Here is a 14,803-nt window from a genome sequence, read left to right on the forward strand (position 1 = left end):
GGGCTTACACCGTGTGCAGGTACCAGTTGTACTCGAGGTCGGAAATCGATACTTCGAACTCGGCCAGTTCGCTTTCCTTGCAGGCCACGAAGATATCGATGTAGTCCGGGCTGATGTATTGATTGAGCACTTCGCTGTCGTCCAGCGCGCGCAAGGCATCGCGCAGGTTGTTCGGCAGGCTCTGCTCCAACTGTTCGTACGAGTTGCCTTCGATCGGTTCACCTGGCTCGACTTTGTGGGTCAGGCCGTGATGGATACCGGCGAGAATCGCCGCGAGCATCAGGTACGGGTTGGCGTCCGCACCGGCCACGCGGTGCTCGATACGCACGTTTTCGCGGCTGTCGGTGGGTACGCGTACAGCCACTGTGCGGTTGTCCAGGCCCCAGCTCGGGGCGTTGGGTACATAGAACTGCGCACCGAAACGGCGGTAGGAATTGATGTTCGGGCACAGGAACGCCATGGAGGCAGGCATGGTTTCCAGGACGCCACCGATGGCATGGCGCAGGGTTTCACTTTCCTGCGGATCATCGCTGGCGAAGATGTTCTTGCCGGTCTTCTTGTCCAGCAACGAGATATGCACATGCAAGCCGTTGCCCGCCTGACCCGGATAGGGCTTGGCCATGAAGGTGGTATCCATCTCATGGTCGTAGGCGATGTTCTTGATCAAGCGCTTGAGCAGAATCGCGTAGTCGCAGGCCTTCAGCGGGTCAGCGACATGGTGCAGATTGACTTCGAACTGCGCCGGGGCGCTTTCCTTGACGATGGCGTCAGCCGGCAGGCCCTGCTCCTTGGCAGCTTCGAGCATGTCCTGGAGGCAGTCGGCGTATTCGTCGAGGTCGTCGATCAGGTACACCTGGGTGGACTGCGGGCGCTTGCCCGAAATGGGCGAACGCGGCGGTTGCGGACGACCGTTGAGGTTGTCCTGGTCGATCAGGTAGAACTCCAGCTCGAACGCGGCGCAGATGTCCAGGCCAAGATCGTCGAACTTGCTGACCACCTGACGCAGCACCTCGCGCGGGTCGGCGAAGAACGGCTGCCCATCCAGTTCGTGCATGGTCATCAGCAACTGGGCGGTAGGACGTTTCTGCCACGGCTCATCGGAAAGCGTCCCAGGGATCGGGTAGCAGATGCGGTCGGCATCGCCGATATCCAGGCCAAGCCCGGTGCTCTCGACGGTCGAGCCGTTGATATCCAGGGCGAACAGCGAGGCAGGCAGGTTGATGCCCTTCTCGTACACCTTGTGCAGGCTGGCGCGCTCGATACGCTTGCCACGTACCACTCCATTCATGTCGGAGATCAGCAGATCGACGTACTGAGTGTCCGGATGGGCCTTGAGGAATTCATTCATCTCGCTGGAAGAACTGGCGCACGGGGTTACCGACGTCATGGCTGTACATCCTTTGATTTGCTGCGGCGATGTGAGGGGATACGGCTGGCGCCTCGGCGGCGGCGATGGTTGCTACTGTTGTTCTTTTCACTTTCCCATCGGGGGATAGGTTGCCCGACCGGCTGCATTGATTACCGGGGGCCGTTTCACTATAAAATGGCCTCAACGCAACAGACATTGGCAATTCGGCAAGCAGAGCGTGCACCAATGCAATATCAGATTACCCATGCCGACCTTTCTCTGGTCCTGGCCCTGGAACGTGGCCGCTCGCTGGCCAAGGCTGCCGAATTGCTCAAGGTCGACGTCTCGACCGTGTTCCGCTCCATACGTCGCCTTGAGTCGGCGCTGGGCACCGCCTTGTTCGTCAAAAGCCGCAAGGGCTACCTGCCCACCGACACCGCACAGGCCCTGGCAGAACAGGCCGAACGTGCAGAACAAGCGCTGGACGCTGCGCGCATCGCCATGACCAGCGGCGAGCAGGTAGTCAGCGGCACGGTTCGACTGACCTGCACCGAGGCGGTGATGCACACCTTGCTGCTGCCCGCGCTGGCTGCGTTCATGCCGAACTACCCAGCGCTGTCGCTGGAGATGGGTACGTCCAACACCTTCGCCAACCTGAGCCGACGCGATGCCGACATCGCCCTGCGCTTGACCAACACGCCACCGGAACATCTGGTCGGACGCTGCCTGGGGTCCACCTCCTACGTGATCTGCGGCCAAGCGCAGTGGCGCGAACGCCTGGCCGAGTCTGCCAGCAGCGTGCCGTGGATCGCCCCGGACGACTCGATGCAGGATCACCCCACGGTGGTTTGGCGCAACCAGCAGTACCCAGGGCTTAGCCCGCGCTACCAGTGCAGCGGCATGTCGACCATCGCCCAGCTGGTGAGCACTGGCCTTGGTGTAGCGGCGCTGCCTGACTACATGGTGCACGCATTGCCTGGAGTGGAGGCGCTGAGCGGCCCGCTACCGGGTTGCGACACCCAGTTGTGGCTGTTGACGCGGCCGGACTGCCGGGCGTTGCGCTCGGTACAGACACTCTTCGAAGAACTGACACCCCGGTTGCGCGACGCAATGTTGTAAGGGATGTTGTGTTCCTGGGGCCTGGGACGTTATCGTCGGAATCATGCATCGAGGGTGTCTGTAACGGCCCTTTCGCGGCTGCCGCGGTTCATGACCCGCGCATTCCCAGCAGACGCGGATGTACCCGCGCAGAAGCCGACACCGAGCCACCGGACAAAACAGCGCTTCCCTATTGGCTGGTGATTTTTTAAACTATCGAGTCCGCCCGCCCATATTGGGCTGCACGCCTACCGCATTTGCTACTGAGGAAGACCATGGCCCGCGTTACTGTTGAAGACTGCCTGGAACACGTGGATAACCGTTTTGAGCTGGTCATGCTCTCGACCAAGCGCGCACGTCAGCTGGCTACCGGCGGCAAAGAACCGCGCGTAGCTTGGGAAAACGACAAGCCGACCGTGGTCGCCCTGCGCGAAATCGCCGAAGGTATCGTTACCCCTGAGTTCATCGCCGCAGAAGAGATCGTCACCGAGGATCCGGTCTTCGCCGCGTTCGAGGACGAGTCCAACGAGGCGGTCTGATCCATGCCTGGTCGACATCGTGCGGCACAAGGCCCTCTTCCTCGGCAAGAGGTGAATCCATGCCGGGTATAGAAGCCTTAGCCGAACGGCTGTCGACCTATCTGGGCCCGGAGCAGGTCAACCTGGTTCGTCGCGCCTACTTTTACGCCGAACAGGCCCACGACGGGCAGCGCCGCCGCAGCGGTGAGCCCTACGTGACCCATCCGCTGGCCGTGGCCAGCATCCTTGCCGACATGCACATGGACCATCAAAGCCTGATGGCCGCCATGCTGCACGACGTGATCGAAGACACCGGCATCGCCAAGGAAGCCCTCTGCCAGCAGTTCGGCGAAACCGTCGCCGAGCTGGTCGACGGGGTCAGCAAGCTGACCCAGATGAACTTCGAAACCAAGGCCGAGGCGCAAGCCGAGAACTTCCAGAAAATGGCCATGGCCATGGCTCGCGATATCCGCGTGATCCTGGTCAAGCTGGCTGACCGCCTGCACAACATGCGCACCCTGGAAGTGCTGTCGGGCGAAAAACGCCGGCGCATCGCCAAGGAAACCCTCGAAATCTACGCCCCCATCGCCAATCGTCTGGGGATGCACACCGTGCGCGTGGAGTTCGAAGACCTCGGCTTCAAGGCCATGCACCCGATGCGCTCGTCGCTCATCCACCGGGCAGTCAAGAGCGCTCGCGGCAACCGCAAGGAAATCGTCGCCAAGATCGAGCAGTCACTGGCCAACTGCCTGGCTGCAGACGGTATCGAGGGCGAAGTCAGCGGCCGGCAGAAACACCTCTATGGCATCTACAAGAAGATGCGCGGCAAGCGTCGCGCCTTCAACGAGATCATGGACGTGTATGCCTTCCGCATCATCGTCGACAAGGTCGACACTTGCTACCGCGTGCTCGGTGCCGTGCACAACCTGTACAAGCCGCTGCCGGGCCGGTTCAAGGATTACATCGCGATCCCCAAGGCCAACGGCTACCAATCGTTGCACACCACCTTGTTCGGCATGCACGGCGTGCCCATCGAAATCCAGATCCGCACCCGCGAGATGGAAGAGATGGCCAACAACGGCATCGCCGCGCACTGGCTCTACAAGTCCAACGAGGACGAGCAGCCCAAAGGCAGCCATGCCCGCGCCCGCCAGTGGGTCAAGGGCATCCTCGAACTGCAGCAACGCGCCGGCAACTCGCTGGAATTCATCGAGAGCGTGAAGATCGACCTGTTCCCCGACGAGGTCTACGTCTTCACGCCCAAAGGGCGAATCATGGAGCTGCCCAAAGGCTCCACCGCTGTCGACTTTGCCTATGCCGTGCACACTGACGTTGGCAACAGCTGTATCGCCTGCCGCATCAATCGCCGCCTGGCACCGCTCTCCGAACCCCTGCAAAGCGGCTCGACCGTGGAAATCGTCAGTGCGCCAGGTGCCCGGCCCAACCCGGCCTGGCTCAACTTCGTCGTCACCGGCAAGGCGCGCACGCACATCCGCCACGCGCTCAAGCAGCAACGCCGCTCCGAATCCATCAGCCTGGGCGAACGCCTGCTGAACAAAGTGCTGACCGGGTTCGACAGCAGTCTGGAGCAGATACCGCAGGACCGTATCCTGGCGATTCTTGCCGAGTACCGTCTGGAACTGATCGAAGACCTGCTCGAAGACATCGGCTTGGGCAATCGCATGGCCTATGTCGTCGCCCGCCGCCTGCTTTCGGCCGAAGGCGAACCATTGCCGGCTCCGGAAGGCCCGCTGGCCATTCGTGGCACCGAAGGCCTGGTGCTCAGTTACGCCAAGTGCTGCACACCGATTCCGGGCGACCCCATCGTCGGCCACCTGTCCGCAGGCAAAGGCATGGTCGTGCACCTTGAGAACTGCCGGAACATCAGCGAAATCCGACACAACCCAGAGAAGTGCGTGCAGCTCTCCTGGGCCAAGGACATCACTGGCGAATTCAATGTCGAGCTGCGCGTCGAGCTGGAGCACCAGCGCGGTCTGATCGCCCTGCTCGCCAGCAGTGTCAATGCCGCCGATGGCAACATCGAGAAGATCAGCATGGACGAACGCGACGGTCGAATCAGCGTGGTCCAGTTGGTGGTCAGCGTGCACGACCGCGTGCACCTGGCGCGAGTGATCAAGAAGCTGCGTACGCTGACCGGCGTGGTCCGCATCACCCGCATGCGTGCGTAGTCCGTCAACAGCAAGGAGTCATCATGAGCAAGACTGTTATCAACAGCGACAAGGCCCCTGCCGCTATCGGCACCTACTCCCAGGCGATCAAGGCCGGTAACACCGTGTACATGTCGGGCCAGATCCCGCTGGACCCAAAAACCATGGAACTGGTCGAAGGTTTCGAAGCCCAGACCGTACAGGTATTCGAAAACCTCAAGGCCGTGGCTGAAGCTGCTGGTGGTTCCTTCAAGGACATCGTCAAGCTCAACATCTTCCTCACTGACCTGAGCCACTTCGCCAAAGTCAACGAAGTCATGGGCCGTTACTTCGAGCAGCCGTACCCGGCCCGCGCCGCCATCGGCGTTGCCGCACTGCCGAAAGGCGCCCAGGTTGAAATGGACGCCATTCTGGTCATCGAATGATGCCCTGGTGACGGGCGCCCTGCCCGTCACCTTCCTGCCAAGGTTATACAGCCATGCGTCAAGCACTCCCCTTCGCACTGGCCGCCCTGCTCATGAGCGGCTGTGCCAGCCACAAACCCGAAGATTTCAACGGCGTCTGGATCAACCAGGACGCCATCGAGGCCGCCAAGGGCGGTAGCCTGCGCCAGGCGCTGGACAAGCATGGGCCGGTCCTTGAGTGGAAACTCGATGTCGCCAACCAGCAAGTCAGCTACAGCAACGGCTTCGAAGCTGCCGATGGCCAGTTGAGCGCCAATGACAAGCAATGGCAAGCCAGCTTCCCCGGTGGCCAGACCGAGCAGTTGAAACTGGATGGCGATGAACTGAAAGCCACCGACCAGCGCGGCGCTGAGCAGACCTTCGTCCGTGCCAAGCAACCGAATGCGGCTGACGCTCCGCTTGGCAGCAGCTTCGAAAAGGCGTTGTACCAGTCCTATCTGGGCGGCGAATGGAAGATCGTCGAAGGACAGGGTAAAGGCGGCGTGGTGCGTTTCGCCGATAACGGCAGCGTCACTGGCCTGCCCGGCCCGGACCGCTATGCCCTGTGCCTTGCCGGCGACTGCGCCGCCATGGGCGGCAGCAATGACAGCCTGTGGCTGGAGCGTGACCAGCGTGGCGCGCCATTCATCTTCAAACGCGATGGCGACAAGCTGGAGATCTTCCAGGCAATCAACAGCGCACAGCCCGATGAGGTGCCAACCCTGGCACCGGGCGCTCGCAAGTGGGTGCTCGAGCGCGGCTGATCGCGGCATAACGACCTGCACTGCCCTGGACGGCCCCCAAGGGTTGGATTTGTGTCCAGCTTCTTGGGGGCAGGCCAGCCCTGTGTGAGATTTGGGGATGCGGGCAAGTCGGCGACAAGGTCAACGCTGCGCAAGAATGGCTGCGTACCCTTCCTTGTAGCTCGGATACACCGGGGCCCACCCCAACGCGCGTGCCCGGGCGTTGCTGCAGCGCTTGCTACCGGTGCGCCGCACGCGTTGCTCATCCGACCACTCGGTGACACCCATGTACGCTCGCAGCCAGGCCACCACATCGGCCAAGGGCGCCGGGTCATTGTCGACACCGATATAGCAATCTTCCAACGTCACACCCTTAGCGTCGGCCTGCAACAGGAAGGCGAGCAGGCTTGCGGCATCTTCAGCGTGGATGCGGTTGCCATACAGCGGCGGCTCCTCGGCCACGCGGTAACCTTGACGCACCTGGCTGAGCAGCCATTCGCGACCTGGCCCGTAGATTCCCGTCAAGCGCACCAGGGTAGCTGGAATGCCACTGCCCAGGGCTAGCCGCTCTGCCTCCAGCATGATCCGCCCGGAGTAACCCTCGGGTTCGGTGGCGGCGGTCTCGTCGATCCATTCGCCATCTTTCTGCGCATAGACACTGCTGCTGGAGACGAACAGCAGGCGACGCGGGCGTTGTCCTCGCTCGTTCAACCAAGACAATACGTGCCGCAAACCCTCGACGTACGCAGCCTGGTAACCGGCTTCATCGTGCTGGCTGGCCGCTACGCAGTACACCAGGTAGTCCGGCGCACGCACTGGCCATGCCTGGGGAATCTCCGGGCTCAAGAGGTCTGCGGCGACCGGTATCACTCCGGCCGGCAGTTGGCCAACCGAACGTCGCAGGCCACTGACCTGCCAACCGCGAGCCAGCAGTTGCCGGGCCAGGCGGCCGCCTACATCACCGCATCCTACGATCATCGCGGATAGGTCTGACATCACAAAACTCCGAAGATCAAAGGGTCAGGCTAGCCGGATTACGCGATAGGCGGCTAGACCAAGGTGGAAAAAAGCAACGAGATTACTTTTGTTAACAAGAATTACTTGCAATAATGGCACCCCTATCTGTTCTCGGCCTGCTTCGAGGCTTTGAAGAACGCTGACTTTTCTTCTTCATCAGGTCCGGCCAGCATGACACGTACTCAACCTTCCGCTTCGCCAACCACCTCGCGCGCCTGGCGCGCCATTGCCGCGCTGATGTTCAGCCTGGTACTGGCCCCAGCTGCCATGGCTGATGAACCAAGCACCAATGCCTCCACCCCTGCAGCTGCCACTGCACCGGCTGCCGCGCCCGCTGGCGATGCTCAGGCCGCTGCCCCAGCTGCCAACGCCGCCGCCCCGGTAGATTCAGCGGCGCCAGCAGGCGAACAGACGCAAGCAATCGTCGAGGACAACTCCCTGGGCATGGCACATGACCTGTCTCCATGGGGCATGTACAAGAACGCCGACGTCGTGGTCAAAGCGGTGATGATCGGCCTGGCCATCGCCTCGATCATTACCTGGACCATCTGGATCGCCAAAGGCTTCGAACTGATGGGCGCCAAACGTCGTCTGCGCGGTGAGATCGCGGTCCTGAAGAAGTCCGCCAGCCTCAAGGAGGCCAGCGACGCCTCTAACAAGGAAGGCACGCTGGCCCACACGCTGGTCCACGATGCACTGGAGGAAATGCGCTTGTCGGCCAATGCCCGCGAGAAAGAAGGCATCAAGGAACGCGTCAGCTTCCGCCTGGAGCGCCTGGTAGCAGCCAGCGGCCGCAGCATGAGCAGCGGCACCGGGGTCCTCGCCACCATCGGCTCGACCGCACCGTTCGTCGGCCTGTTTGGTACCGTCTGGGGCATCATGAACAGCTTCATCGGAATCGCCAAGACCCAGACCACCAACCTCGCCGTGGTTGCCCCTGGTATCGCTGAAGCCCTGCTGGCCACCGCACTGGGCCTGGTTGCGGCTATCCCGGCCGTGGTGATCTACAACGTCTTCGCCCGCTCCATCGCAGGCTACAAGGCTCAAGTCTCCGACGCGTCGGCGCAGGTACTGCTGCTGGTAAGCCGTGACCTCGACCACCAGGGTAGCGAGCGCGCCACCCCGCACATGGTGAAAGTGGGGTAAACCATGGGCCTGCATCTGAACGAAGGTGGCGATGACCTCGCCGAAAACCACGAAATCAACGTCACGCCGTTCATCGACGTGATGCTGGTGCTGCTGATCATCTTCATGGTCGCCGCCCCCTTGGCCACGGTTGACATCAAGGTCGACCTGCCCGCCTCGACCGCCAAACCGGCGCCGAGGCCCGAGAAACCGGTGTTCGTCAGCGTCAAGGCCGACCAAAAGCTTTATGTCGGCGACGATCAGGTTCCGGCACCCGACCAGCTTGGCCCGATGCTCGACGCCAAGACCAAGGGCGACAAGGAAACCACCATCTTCTTCCAGGCCGATAAAGGCGTGGATTACGGTGACCTGATGGAAGTGATGAACAACATGCGCGCGGCCGGCTACCTGAAAGTCGGCCTGGTAGGTCTCGAGACGGCAGCCAAGAAATGACGAAGACGCGGCACAATCTGGCGCGTTACAGCGGCAGCCTGGCACTCGTGCTGGGTGTCCATGCCGTCGCTGTGCTGCTTACGCTCAACTGGTCGGTGCCCCAGGCCATCGAACTGCCCCCGGCAGCGATGATGGTCGAGTTGGCGCCGCTGCCCGAGCCCGCGCCACCACCACCTCCCAAAGCGGCTCCACAACCGCCGGCACCGGTTGAAGAACCGCCGTTACCCAAGCTGGCGGAGGCCCCCAAGCCCAAGATCGCCATCCCGAAACCCCCGAAGCCCAAGCCTAAGCCGCAGCCGCCCAAGCCAGAGAAAAAGCCTGAGCCGCCGAAGGATGAGCCACCGGCCAAGGAAGAAGTCGCGGACACGCCGCCAAGCAACACGCCACCGCAGAAGTCGGCGGCACCGGCGCCAAGCATCGCGTCCAACAGCAAAGCGTTGCCGACCTGGCAAAGCGACCTGCTGCGCCACTTGGCGAAGTACAAGCGCTACCCGGAAGACGCGCGACGCCGCGGTCTGCAAGGCATCAACCGCCTGCGGTTCGTGGTCGACGCCGAGGGCAAGGTGGTGTCGTACTCGTTGGCTGGCGGCTCCGGTAGCGCAGCACTGGACCGGGCGACTCTGGAGATGATCCGTCGTGCCGGTACGGTGCCTAAGCCACCGGCCGAGTTGCTGAACAATGGCACCATCGAAGTAGTGGCACCTTTCGTCTACTCGCTGGATCGCCGCTGATACGGTTGTTTCTGTCACAAATCAACAAGTCTGATAACGTGCGTCTATCGTTTGCAGCCGCTATGCTGGGCCCGCAACTTCATGGACGCACGTTATGACCCTCACAGAATTACGCTACATCGTCACACTCGCCCAAGAGCAGCACTTCGGCCATGCCGCCGAGCGCTGCCACGTCAGCCAACCGACCCTGTCGGTCGGCGTGAAGAAGCTTGAGGACGAGCTGGGTGTACTGATTTTCGAGCGCAGCAAAAGCGCGGTGCGCCTGACACCGGTCGGCGAAAGCATCGTGGCCCAGGCGCAGAAGGTGCTGGAGCAGGCACAGGGCATCCGCGAACTGGCCCAAGCCGGCAAGAACCAGCTGACCGCGCCGCTCAAGGTGGGCGCCATCTATACCGTCGGCCCTTACCTGTTCCCGCACCTGATCCCACAGCTGCACCGGGTTGCCCCACAGATGCCGCTGTACATCGAAGAGAACTTCACCCACGTCCTGCGCGAGAAGTTGCGCAATGGCGAGCTGGACGCAGTGATCATCGCCCTGCCGTTCAACGAGGCCGACGTGCTGACCCTGCCACTCTACGATGAGCCATTCTGCGCGCTGATGCCCGCCGATCACCCATGGACGGCCAAAAAGACCATCGACACCGCCATGCTCAACGACAAGAGCCTGCTCCTGCTCGGCGAAGGCCACTGCTTCCGCGACCAAGTGCTGGAAGCGTGCCCGACCTTGAATAAAGGCGAAGGTTCCAAGCACACCACCGTAGAATCCAGCTCCCTGGAAACCATCCGCCACATGGTTGCCTCAGGCCTCGGCGTATCGATCCTGCCGTTGTCGGCGGTGCACAGCCACCACTATGCGCCCGGCGTCATCGAAGTGCGTCCACTCACACCGCCCGCGCCGTTCCGCACCGTGGCCATTGCCTGGCGCGCCAGCTTCCCACGGCCCAAGGCGATCGAGATCCTCGCTGACTCGATCCGCCTCTGCTCGGTCGCCAAGCCGCCCGTGGAACAATCGGCCTGAACCATGACTGAGCTGTCTAAGGTGCCGGTCACGGCACTCAAGGGAGTGGGCGAAGCCATGGCGGAAAAACTCGCCAAGGTTGGACTCGAGAATCTGCAGGACCTGCTGTTCCACCTGCCGCTGCGCTACCAGGACCGCACGCGCGTCGTTCCCATCGGGGCCCTGCGCCCCGGCCAGGACGCGGTCATCGAAGGTGTGGTCAGCGGTGCCGATGTGACCATGGGCAAACGCCGCAGCCTGGTGGTACGCCTGGGTGACGGGAGCGGCGTGCTGAGCCTGCGCTTCTACCACTTCAGCAATGCTCAGAAAGAGGGCCTGAAGCGTGGCACGCACCTGCGCTGCTACGGCGAAGCCCGGCCAGGTGCATCAGGGCTGGAAATCTACCACCCAGAGTACCGTGCACTGAACGGAGACGAACCACCGCCTCCTGTCGAGCAGACACTGACGCCGATCTACCCGTCCACCGAAGGGCTCACCCAGCAGCGCTTGCGCCTGCTGTGCCAACAGAGCCTGGGCATGCTCGGCCCGCGCAGCCTGCCGGACTGGCTGCCGGAGCAATTGGCTCGCGATTACCACCTGGCACCGCTGGACGATGCCATCCGCTACCTGCACAACCCACCGGCTGACGCTGACCTCGACGAACTCGCCGAAGGCCAGCACTGGGCCCAGCATCGCCTGGCGTTCGAAGAGCTGCTGACCCACCAGCTTTCGCAGCAGCGCCTGCGCGAAAGCCTGCGCAGCCTACGTGCCCCCGTGCTGCCCAAGGCTGGCCGTCTGCAAGCGCAATACCTGGCCAACCTCGGCTTCAAGCCGACCGGCGCCCAGCAACGGGTTGCCAATGAAATTGCCTACGACCTCAGCCAGGCCGAGCCGATGATGCGCCTGGTGCAAGGCGATGTCGGCGCCGGCAAGACCGTGGTAGCTGCCCTGGCAGCGCTTCAGGCGCTGGAAGCCGGCTACCAGGTGGCACTGATGGCCCCGACCGAGATCTTGGCCGAGCAGCACTACATCACGTTCAAGCGCTGGTTGGAACCACTGGGCATAGAGGTGGCCTGGTTGGCCGGCAAACTCAAGGGCAAGGCCCGTACCAGTGCCCTGGAGCAGATCGCCAATGGCGCACCCATGGTGGTCGGTACCCACGCGCTGTTCCAGGACGAGGTCCGGTTCAAGCACCTGGCCCTGGCGATCATCGACGAGCAGCACCGATTCGGTGTCCAGCAACGCCTGGCCTTGCGCAAGAAAGGTGTGGCCGGCGAACTGTGCCCGCACCAACTGATCATGACGGCCACGCCGATCCCCCGCACCCTGGCCATGAGCGCCTACGCCGACCTCGACACCTCGATCCTTGACGAGCTGCCGCCTGGCCGCACACCGGTCAACACCGTTCTGGTCGCAGACAGCCGGCGTTTCGAAGTGGTCGAGCGGGTCCGCGCTGCCTGTGCCGAAGGGCGCCAGGCGTATTGGGTGTGCACGTTGATCGAGGAGTCCGAAGAGCTGACCTGCCAGGCGGCAGAAAGCACCTTCGAGGAGCTGGGCAGCGCCCTGGGCGAGCTGCGCGTGGGCTTGATCCACGGCCGCATGAAACCGGCCGAGAAGGCGGCGGTGATGGCCGAGTTCAAGGAAGGCAAGCTGCAACTGCTGGTGGCCACCACGGTGATCGAGGTCGGGGTGGATGTACCGAATGCCAGCCTGATGATCATCGAGAACCCCGAGCGCCTTGGCCTGGCCCAGTTGCACCAGCTGCGTGGCCGCGTCGGCCGTGGCAGCGCGGTCAGCCATTGCGTCCTGTTGTACCACCCGCCCCTGTCGCAGATCGGCCGCGAACGGCTGGGGATCATGCGGGAAACCAACGATGGCTTCATCATCGCCGAGAAAGACCTGGAGCTGCGTGGCCCTGGCGAGATGCTCGGAACCCGTCAGACTGGCCTGCTACAGTTCAAGGTTGCCGACTTGATGCGCGATGCCGATCTGCTGCCGGCCGTGCGTGACGCGGCCCAGGCCCTGCTAGCCCGCTGGCCCGACCATGTCAGCCCGCTGCTCGATCGCTGGCTGCGCCATGGCCAGCAATATGGCCAAGTGTGACGATTGTCCCAAATTGGATCCAGCTTGCGGGCCAGGCTGGTTATACTTCGCGTTTAAAAGAAATAGTGGATACGGACCATGACTGAAGTTGCCCTGGATACCGCAACCCCACATGCACCCTCGGTGATCAAGCTGCTGCTGGAAAAGCTTGGCGTCAGCTATCGCGAGGTGCCTGAGGATCCGGCCCTGCCGGCGGCTTCGCGGGTACAGGCGATTCTGCTCGACGATGAGGTCGGCGCCCTGATGGTGCTGTTCCCACAGAGCAAGCTGCTGGACCTCAATCGCCTTGAGGAATTGACCGGACGCAAGCTCCGTGCGGTCCCCGTTGCACGCCTCAAGCAGATGCTCGACAAGCACAGTCTCAAGGCGCTGCCTGGCATCCCGGCGCTGACCAGCTCGCCTTGCCTGTACGAACAGAAACTGCTCGACAGCCAGACGCTGCTCATCGAGTCCGGAGAAACCGGTCTTTTGCTGAGAATCGAGCGGGATGACTTCAAGCGCATGCTGAAGAAAGCCAGCGCGGGCAGCTTCGGACAGCCCGTCAGGGACATCCGCCCCAACCTGGACCGCCCCGACGACGACTCGAAGGAAATCACCCAGGCCGTGCAGGCCTTCACCGCCCGGCGCATCCAGCAACGACTGGAGCAGACCATCGAAATTCCGCCGCTGGCAGACACCGCACAGAAGATCATCAAGCTGCGGGTCGACCCCAATGCCAGCATCGATGACATCACCGGCGTAGTGGAAACCGATCCAGCGCTGGCTGCCCAAGTGGTCAGCTGGGCGGCGTCCCCTTACTACGCCTCACCCGGCAAGATCCGCTCGGTAGAGGACGCCATCGTGCGCGTGCTGGGCTTCGACCTGGTGATCAACCTGGCCTTGGGCCTGGCCCTGGGCAAGACCCTGAGCCTGCCGAAAGACCACCCCCAGCAAGCCACGCCTTACTGGCAGCAGTCGATCTACACCGCCGCGATCATCGAAGGCCTGACCCGCGCCATGCCACGGGCCGAGCGCCCTGAAGCCGGTCTGACCTACCTCGCGGGGCTGCTGCACAATTTCGGCTATCTACTGCTGGCCCACGTGTTCCCACCGCACTTCTCGCTGATCTGCCGTCATCTGGAGGTCAACCCGCACCTGTGCCACACCTATGTGGAACAGCACCTGCTGGGCATCAGCCGCGAACAGATCGGCACTTGGCTGATGAAGCTGTGGGACATGCCAGAAGAGCTGTCGGCCGCGCTGCGTTTCCAGCATGACCCGTCCTACGACGGCGAAAATTCAGCATTCCCCAATTTGGTGTGCCTGGCGACCCGGCTGCTGCGCTCGCGCGGAATCGGCTCAGGGCCACAGGCTGAAATCCCTGATGATTTACTGGACCGTCTGGGCATCACGCGGGAAAAGGCGGAGGATGTGGTGAACAAGGTGCTGGAGGCCGAAAGCCTGTTGCGCGAGCTGGCCTCGCAATTCCACGCACCGCATTGATCCCCAGGGTTGGATCCGTCCAATCTTTCGGGGTATTCGCCCCTGTGGCGCGGGCTTGGCGGATGAGCCCGCGCTCACAGGTTCAGCGCAACAGTTTCTGGGATCTCAACCCTTCTTTTTCGGCTTCAGGTACTTCATCAAACCCTGGAACCACATCACCAACGCTGGATTGCCCTTGATCTGGATGTTCTTGTCCTGGATACCCTGCATGAAGGCCAACTGCTTGTTACCCGCCTGCATCGTGGCAAAACCGTAAGCCGCATCCTTGAATGCAATGGCGAAAGCCGGTTGCGGGTGCAACCCACCCTTGCTGCTGACGCGCTCGCCGCTGACGATGAAGTGACGCGCAACCTTGCCGTCCAGTGTCTGCATCTGGAACACCAGGTCTTTGTCCTTGAGCTGCTGTTGGAAGGCCGGGTTGCTGCGGCTGGCCCTGGCCATCAATAGCCCCATGGCCCAAAGAAGAAAGCGAAACTTCATCAACGCGCCTCGAATAAAAAATGACTGAGACGCGGAGTTTATCCGTTTCCTGAACTTTTTATACAGCTCTGCCGAATGCATCGCTTGCAAAACACGA

The 14,803-nt window shown here is 62.3% G+C and carries 14 protein-coding genes; 11 read left to right on the top strand and 3 right to left on the bottom strand.

The window, feature by feature from the left end:
* Positions 1–4: 4 nt before the first annotated feature.
* Positions 5–1,387 carry a glutamine synthetase family protein gene (locus tag P3R38_RS24520; protein WP_023383040.1) on the bottom strand — a complete coding sequence of 461 codons (1,383 nt, stop codon included), beginning with the start codon at positions 1,385–1,387 and terminating at the stop codon, positions 5–7.
* Between the two features lie 207 nt (positions 1,388–1,594).
* Between P3R38_RS24520 and P3R38_RS24525 the strand changes: the two genes are divergently transcribed.
* The 5 genes from P3R38_RS24525 to P3R38_RS24545 all read left to right on the top strand — a co-directional run bounded on the left by P3R38_RS24525 (position 1,595) and on the right by P3R38_RS24545 (position 6,339).
* Positions 1,595–2,467: a LysR family transcriptional regulator gene (locus P3R38_RS24525; protein ID WP_023383041.1), complete on the top strand. Its 873-nt coding sequence runs from the start codon at positions 1,595–1,597 to the stop codon at positions 2,465–2,467.
* A gap of 254 nt (positions 2,468–2,721) precedes the next feature.
* Positions 2,722–2,985: a DNA-directed RNA polymerase subunit omega gene (gene rpoZ, locus P3R38_RS24530; protein WP_016394025.1), complete on the top strand. Its 264-nt coding sequence runs from the start codon at positions 2,722–2,724 to the stop codon at positions 2,983–2,985.
* Positions 2,986–3,044: 59 nt separating this feature from the next.
* Positions 3,045–5,153, top strand: coding sequence for a bifunctional GTP diphosphokinase/guanosine-3',5'-bis pyrophosphate 3'-pyrophosphohydrolase (gene spoT, locus P3R38_RS24535; protein WP_023383042.1), 2,109 nt, complete (start codon positions 3,045–3,047; stop codon positions 5,151–5,153).
* A gap of 23 nt (positions 5,154–5,176) precedes the next feature.
* Complete coding sequence (locus P3R38_RS24540) at positions 5,177–5,557, top strand: RidA family protein (RefSeq protein WP_009684531.1); 381 nt, start codon at positions 5,177–5,179, stop codon at positions 5,555–5,557.
* Between the two features lie 53 nt (positions 5,558–5,610).
* Entirely contained in the window at positions 5,611–6,339 is a 729-nt protein-coding gene (locus P3R38_RS24545) for a hypothetical protein (RefSeq protein WP_023383043.1), read from the top strand.
* A gap of 120 nt (positions 6,340–6,459) precedes the next feature.
* Here the strand turns inward: P3R38_RS24545 and P3R38_RS24550 are convergent, their stop codons facing one another.
* Entirely contained in the window at positions 6,460–7,314 is an 855-nt protein-coding gene (locus tag P3R38_RS24550; protein WP_277686681.1) for an NAD-dependent epimerase/dehydratase family protein, read from the bottom strand.
* A 192-nt stretch (positions 7,315–7,506) separates the two neighbouring features.
* Here P3R38_RS24550 and exbB point away from each other — a divergent pair, with 192 nt between their 5' ends.
* The 6 genes from exbB to P3R38_RS24580 all read left to right on the top strand — a co-directional run bounded on the left by exbB (position 7,507) and on the right by P3R38_RS24580 (position 14,226).
* Positions 7,507–8,481 carry a tonB-system energizer ExbB gene (exbB, locus tag P3R38_RS24555; RefSeq protein ID WP_027906663.1) on the top strand — a complete coding sequence of 325 codons (975 nt, stop codon included), beginning with the start codon at positions 7,507–7,509 and terminating at the stop codon, positions 8,479–8,481.
* 3 nt (positions 8,482–8,484) lie between these two features.
* Positions 8,485–8,913, top strand: a complete 429-nt coding sequence (gene exbD, locus P3R38_RS24560; protein WP_013974803.1) for a TonB system transport protein ExbD — start codon at positions 8,485–8,487, stop codon at positions 8,911–8,913.
* Positions 8,910–9,644: an energy transducer TonB gene (locus tag P3R38_RS24565; RefSeq protein ID WP_023383046.1), complete on the top strand. Its 735-nt coding sequence runs from the start codon at positions 8,910–8,912 to the stop codon at positions 9,642–9,644. The genes exbD and P3R38_RS24565 overlap by 4 nt, the downstream gene beginning before the upstream one ends.
* Positions 9,645–9,738: 94 nt before the next feature.
* Positions 9,739–10,662 (top strand): hydrogen peroxide-inducible genes activator, encoded by a 924-nt coding sequence (locus P3R38_RS24570; RefSeq protein WP_023383047.1) that lies wholly within the window; start codon positions 9,739–9,741, stop codon positions 10,660–10,662.
* A 3-nt stretch (positions 10,663–10,665) separates the two neighbouring features.
* Complete coding sequence (gene recG, locus P3R38_RS24575; RefSeq protein ID WP_023383048.1) at positions 10,666–12,744, top strand: ATP-dependent DNA helicase RecG; 2,079 nt, start codon at positions 10,666–10,668, stop codon at positions 12,742–12,744.
* A 78-nt stretch (positions 12,745–12,822) separates the two neighbouring features.
* Entirely contained in the window at positions 12,823–14,226 is a 1,404-nt protein-coding gene (locus tag P3R38_RS24580; RefSeq protein WP_027906661.1) for an aminoacyl-tRNA deacylase and HDOD domain-containing protein, read from the top strand.
* A 105-nt stretch (positions 14,227–14,331) separates the two neighbouring features.
* Here P3R38_RS24580 and P3R38_RS24585 read toward each other — a convergent pair whose 3' ends face one another.
* Positions 14,332–14,706 carry a hypothetical protein gene (locus P3R38_RS24585; protein WP_023383050.1) on the bottom strand — a complete coding sequence of 125 codons (375 nt, stop codon included), beginning with the start codon at positions 14,704–14,706 and terminating at the stop codon, positions 14,332–14,334.
* Between the last annotated feature and the right edge of the window lie 97 nt (positions 14,707–14,803).

It is taken from the genome of Pseudomonas sp. NyZ480 (genome assembly GCF_029537255.1).
GTDB classification, from domain to species: domain Bacteria; phylum Pseudomonadota; class Gammaproteobacteria; order Pseudomonadales; family Pseudomonadaceae; genus Aquipseudomonas; species Aquipseudomonas taiwanensis.

What these genes read in the sequence shown, in the direction of transcription:
- recG (WP_023383048.1), top strand. Translation starts at nt 10,666, where the DNA reads ATGACTGAGCTGTCTAAGGTGCCGGTCACGGCACTCAAGGGAGTGGGC.
- P3R38_RS24580 (WP_027906661.1), top strand. Translation starts at nt 12,823, where the DNA reads ATGACTGAAGTTGCCCTGGATACCGCAACCCCACATGCACCCTCGGTG.
- P3R38_RS24525 (WP_023383041.1), top strand. Translation starts at nt 1,595, where the DNA reads ATGCAATATCAGATTACCCATGCCGACCTTTCTCTGGTCCTGGCCCTG.
- P3R38_RS24540 (WP_009684531.1), top strand. Translation starts at nt 5,177, where the DNA reads ATGAGCAAGACTGTTATCAACAGCGACAAGGCCCCTGCCGCTATCGGC.
- spoT (WP_023383042.1), top strand. Translation starts at nt 3,045, where the DNA reads ATGCCGGGTATAGAAGCCTTAGCCGAACGGCTGTCGACCTATCTGGGC.
- P3R38_RS24565 (WP_023383046.1), top strand. Translation starts at nt 8,910, where the DNA reads ATGACGAAGACGCGGCACAATCTGGCGCGTTACAGCGGCAGCCTGGCA.
- P3R38_RS24585 (WP_023383050.1), bottom strand. Translation starts at nt 14,706, where the DNA reads ATGAAGTTTCGCTTTCTTCTTTGGGCCATGGGGCTATTGATGGCCAGG.
- exbB (WP_027906663.1), top strand. Translation starts at nt 7,507, where the DNA reads ATGACACGTACTCAACCTTCCGCTTCGCCAACCACCTCGCGCGCCTGG.
- exbD (WP_013974803.1), top strand. Translation starts at nt 8,485, where the DNA reads ATGGGCCTGCATCTGAACGAAGGTGGCGATGACCTCGCCGAAAACCAC.
- P3R38_RS24545 (WP_023383043.1), top strand. Translation starts at nt 5,611, where the DNA reads ATGCGTCAAGCACTCCCCTTCGCACTGGCCGCCCTGCTCATGAGCGGC.
- P3R38_RS24550 (WP_277686681.1), bottom strand. Translation starts at nt 7,314, where the DNA reads ATGTCAGACCTATCCGCGATGATCGTAGGATGCGGTGATGTAGGCGGC.
- P3R38_RS24520 (WP_023383040.1), bottom strand. Translation starts at nt 1,387, where the DNA reads ATGACGTCGGTAACCCCGTGCGCCAGTTCTTCCAGCGAGATGAATGAA.
- P3R38_RS24570 (WP_023383047.1), top strand. Translation starts at nt 9,739, where the DNA reads ATGACCCTCACAGAATTACGCTACATCGTCACACTCGCCCAAGAGCAG.
- rpoZ (WP_016394025.1), top strand. Translation starts at nt 2,722, where the DNA reads ATGGCCCGCGTTACTGTTGAAGACTGCCTGGAACACGTGGATAACCGT.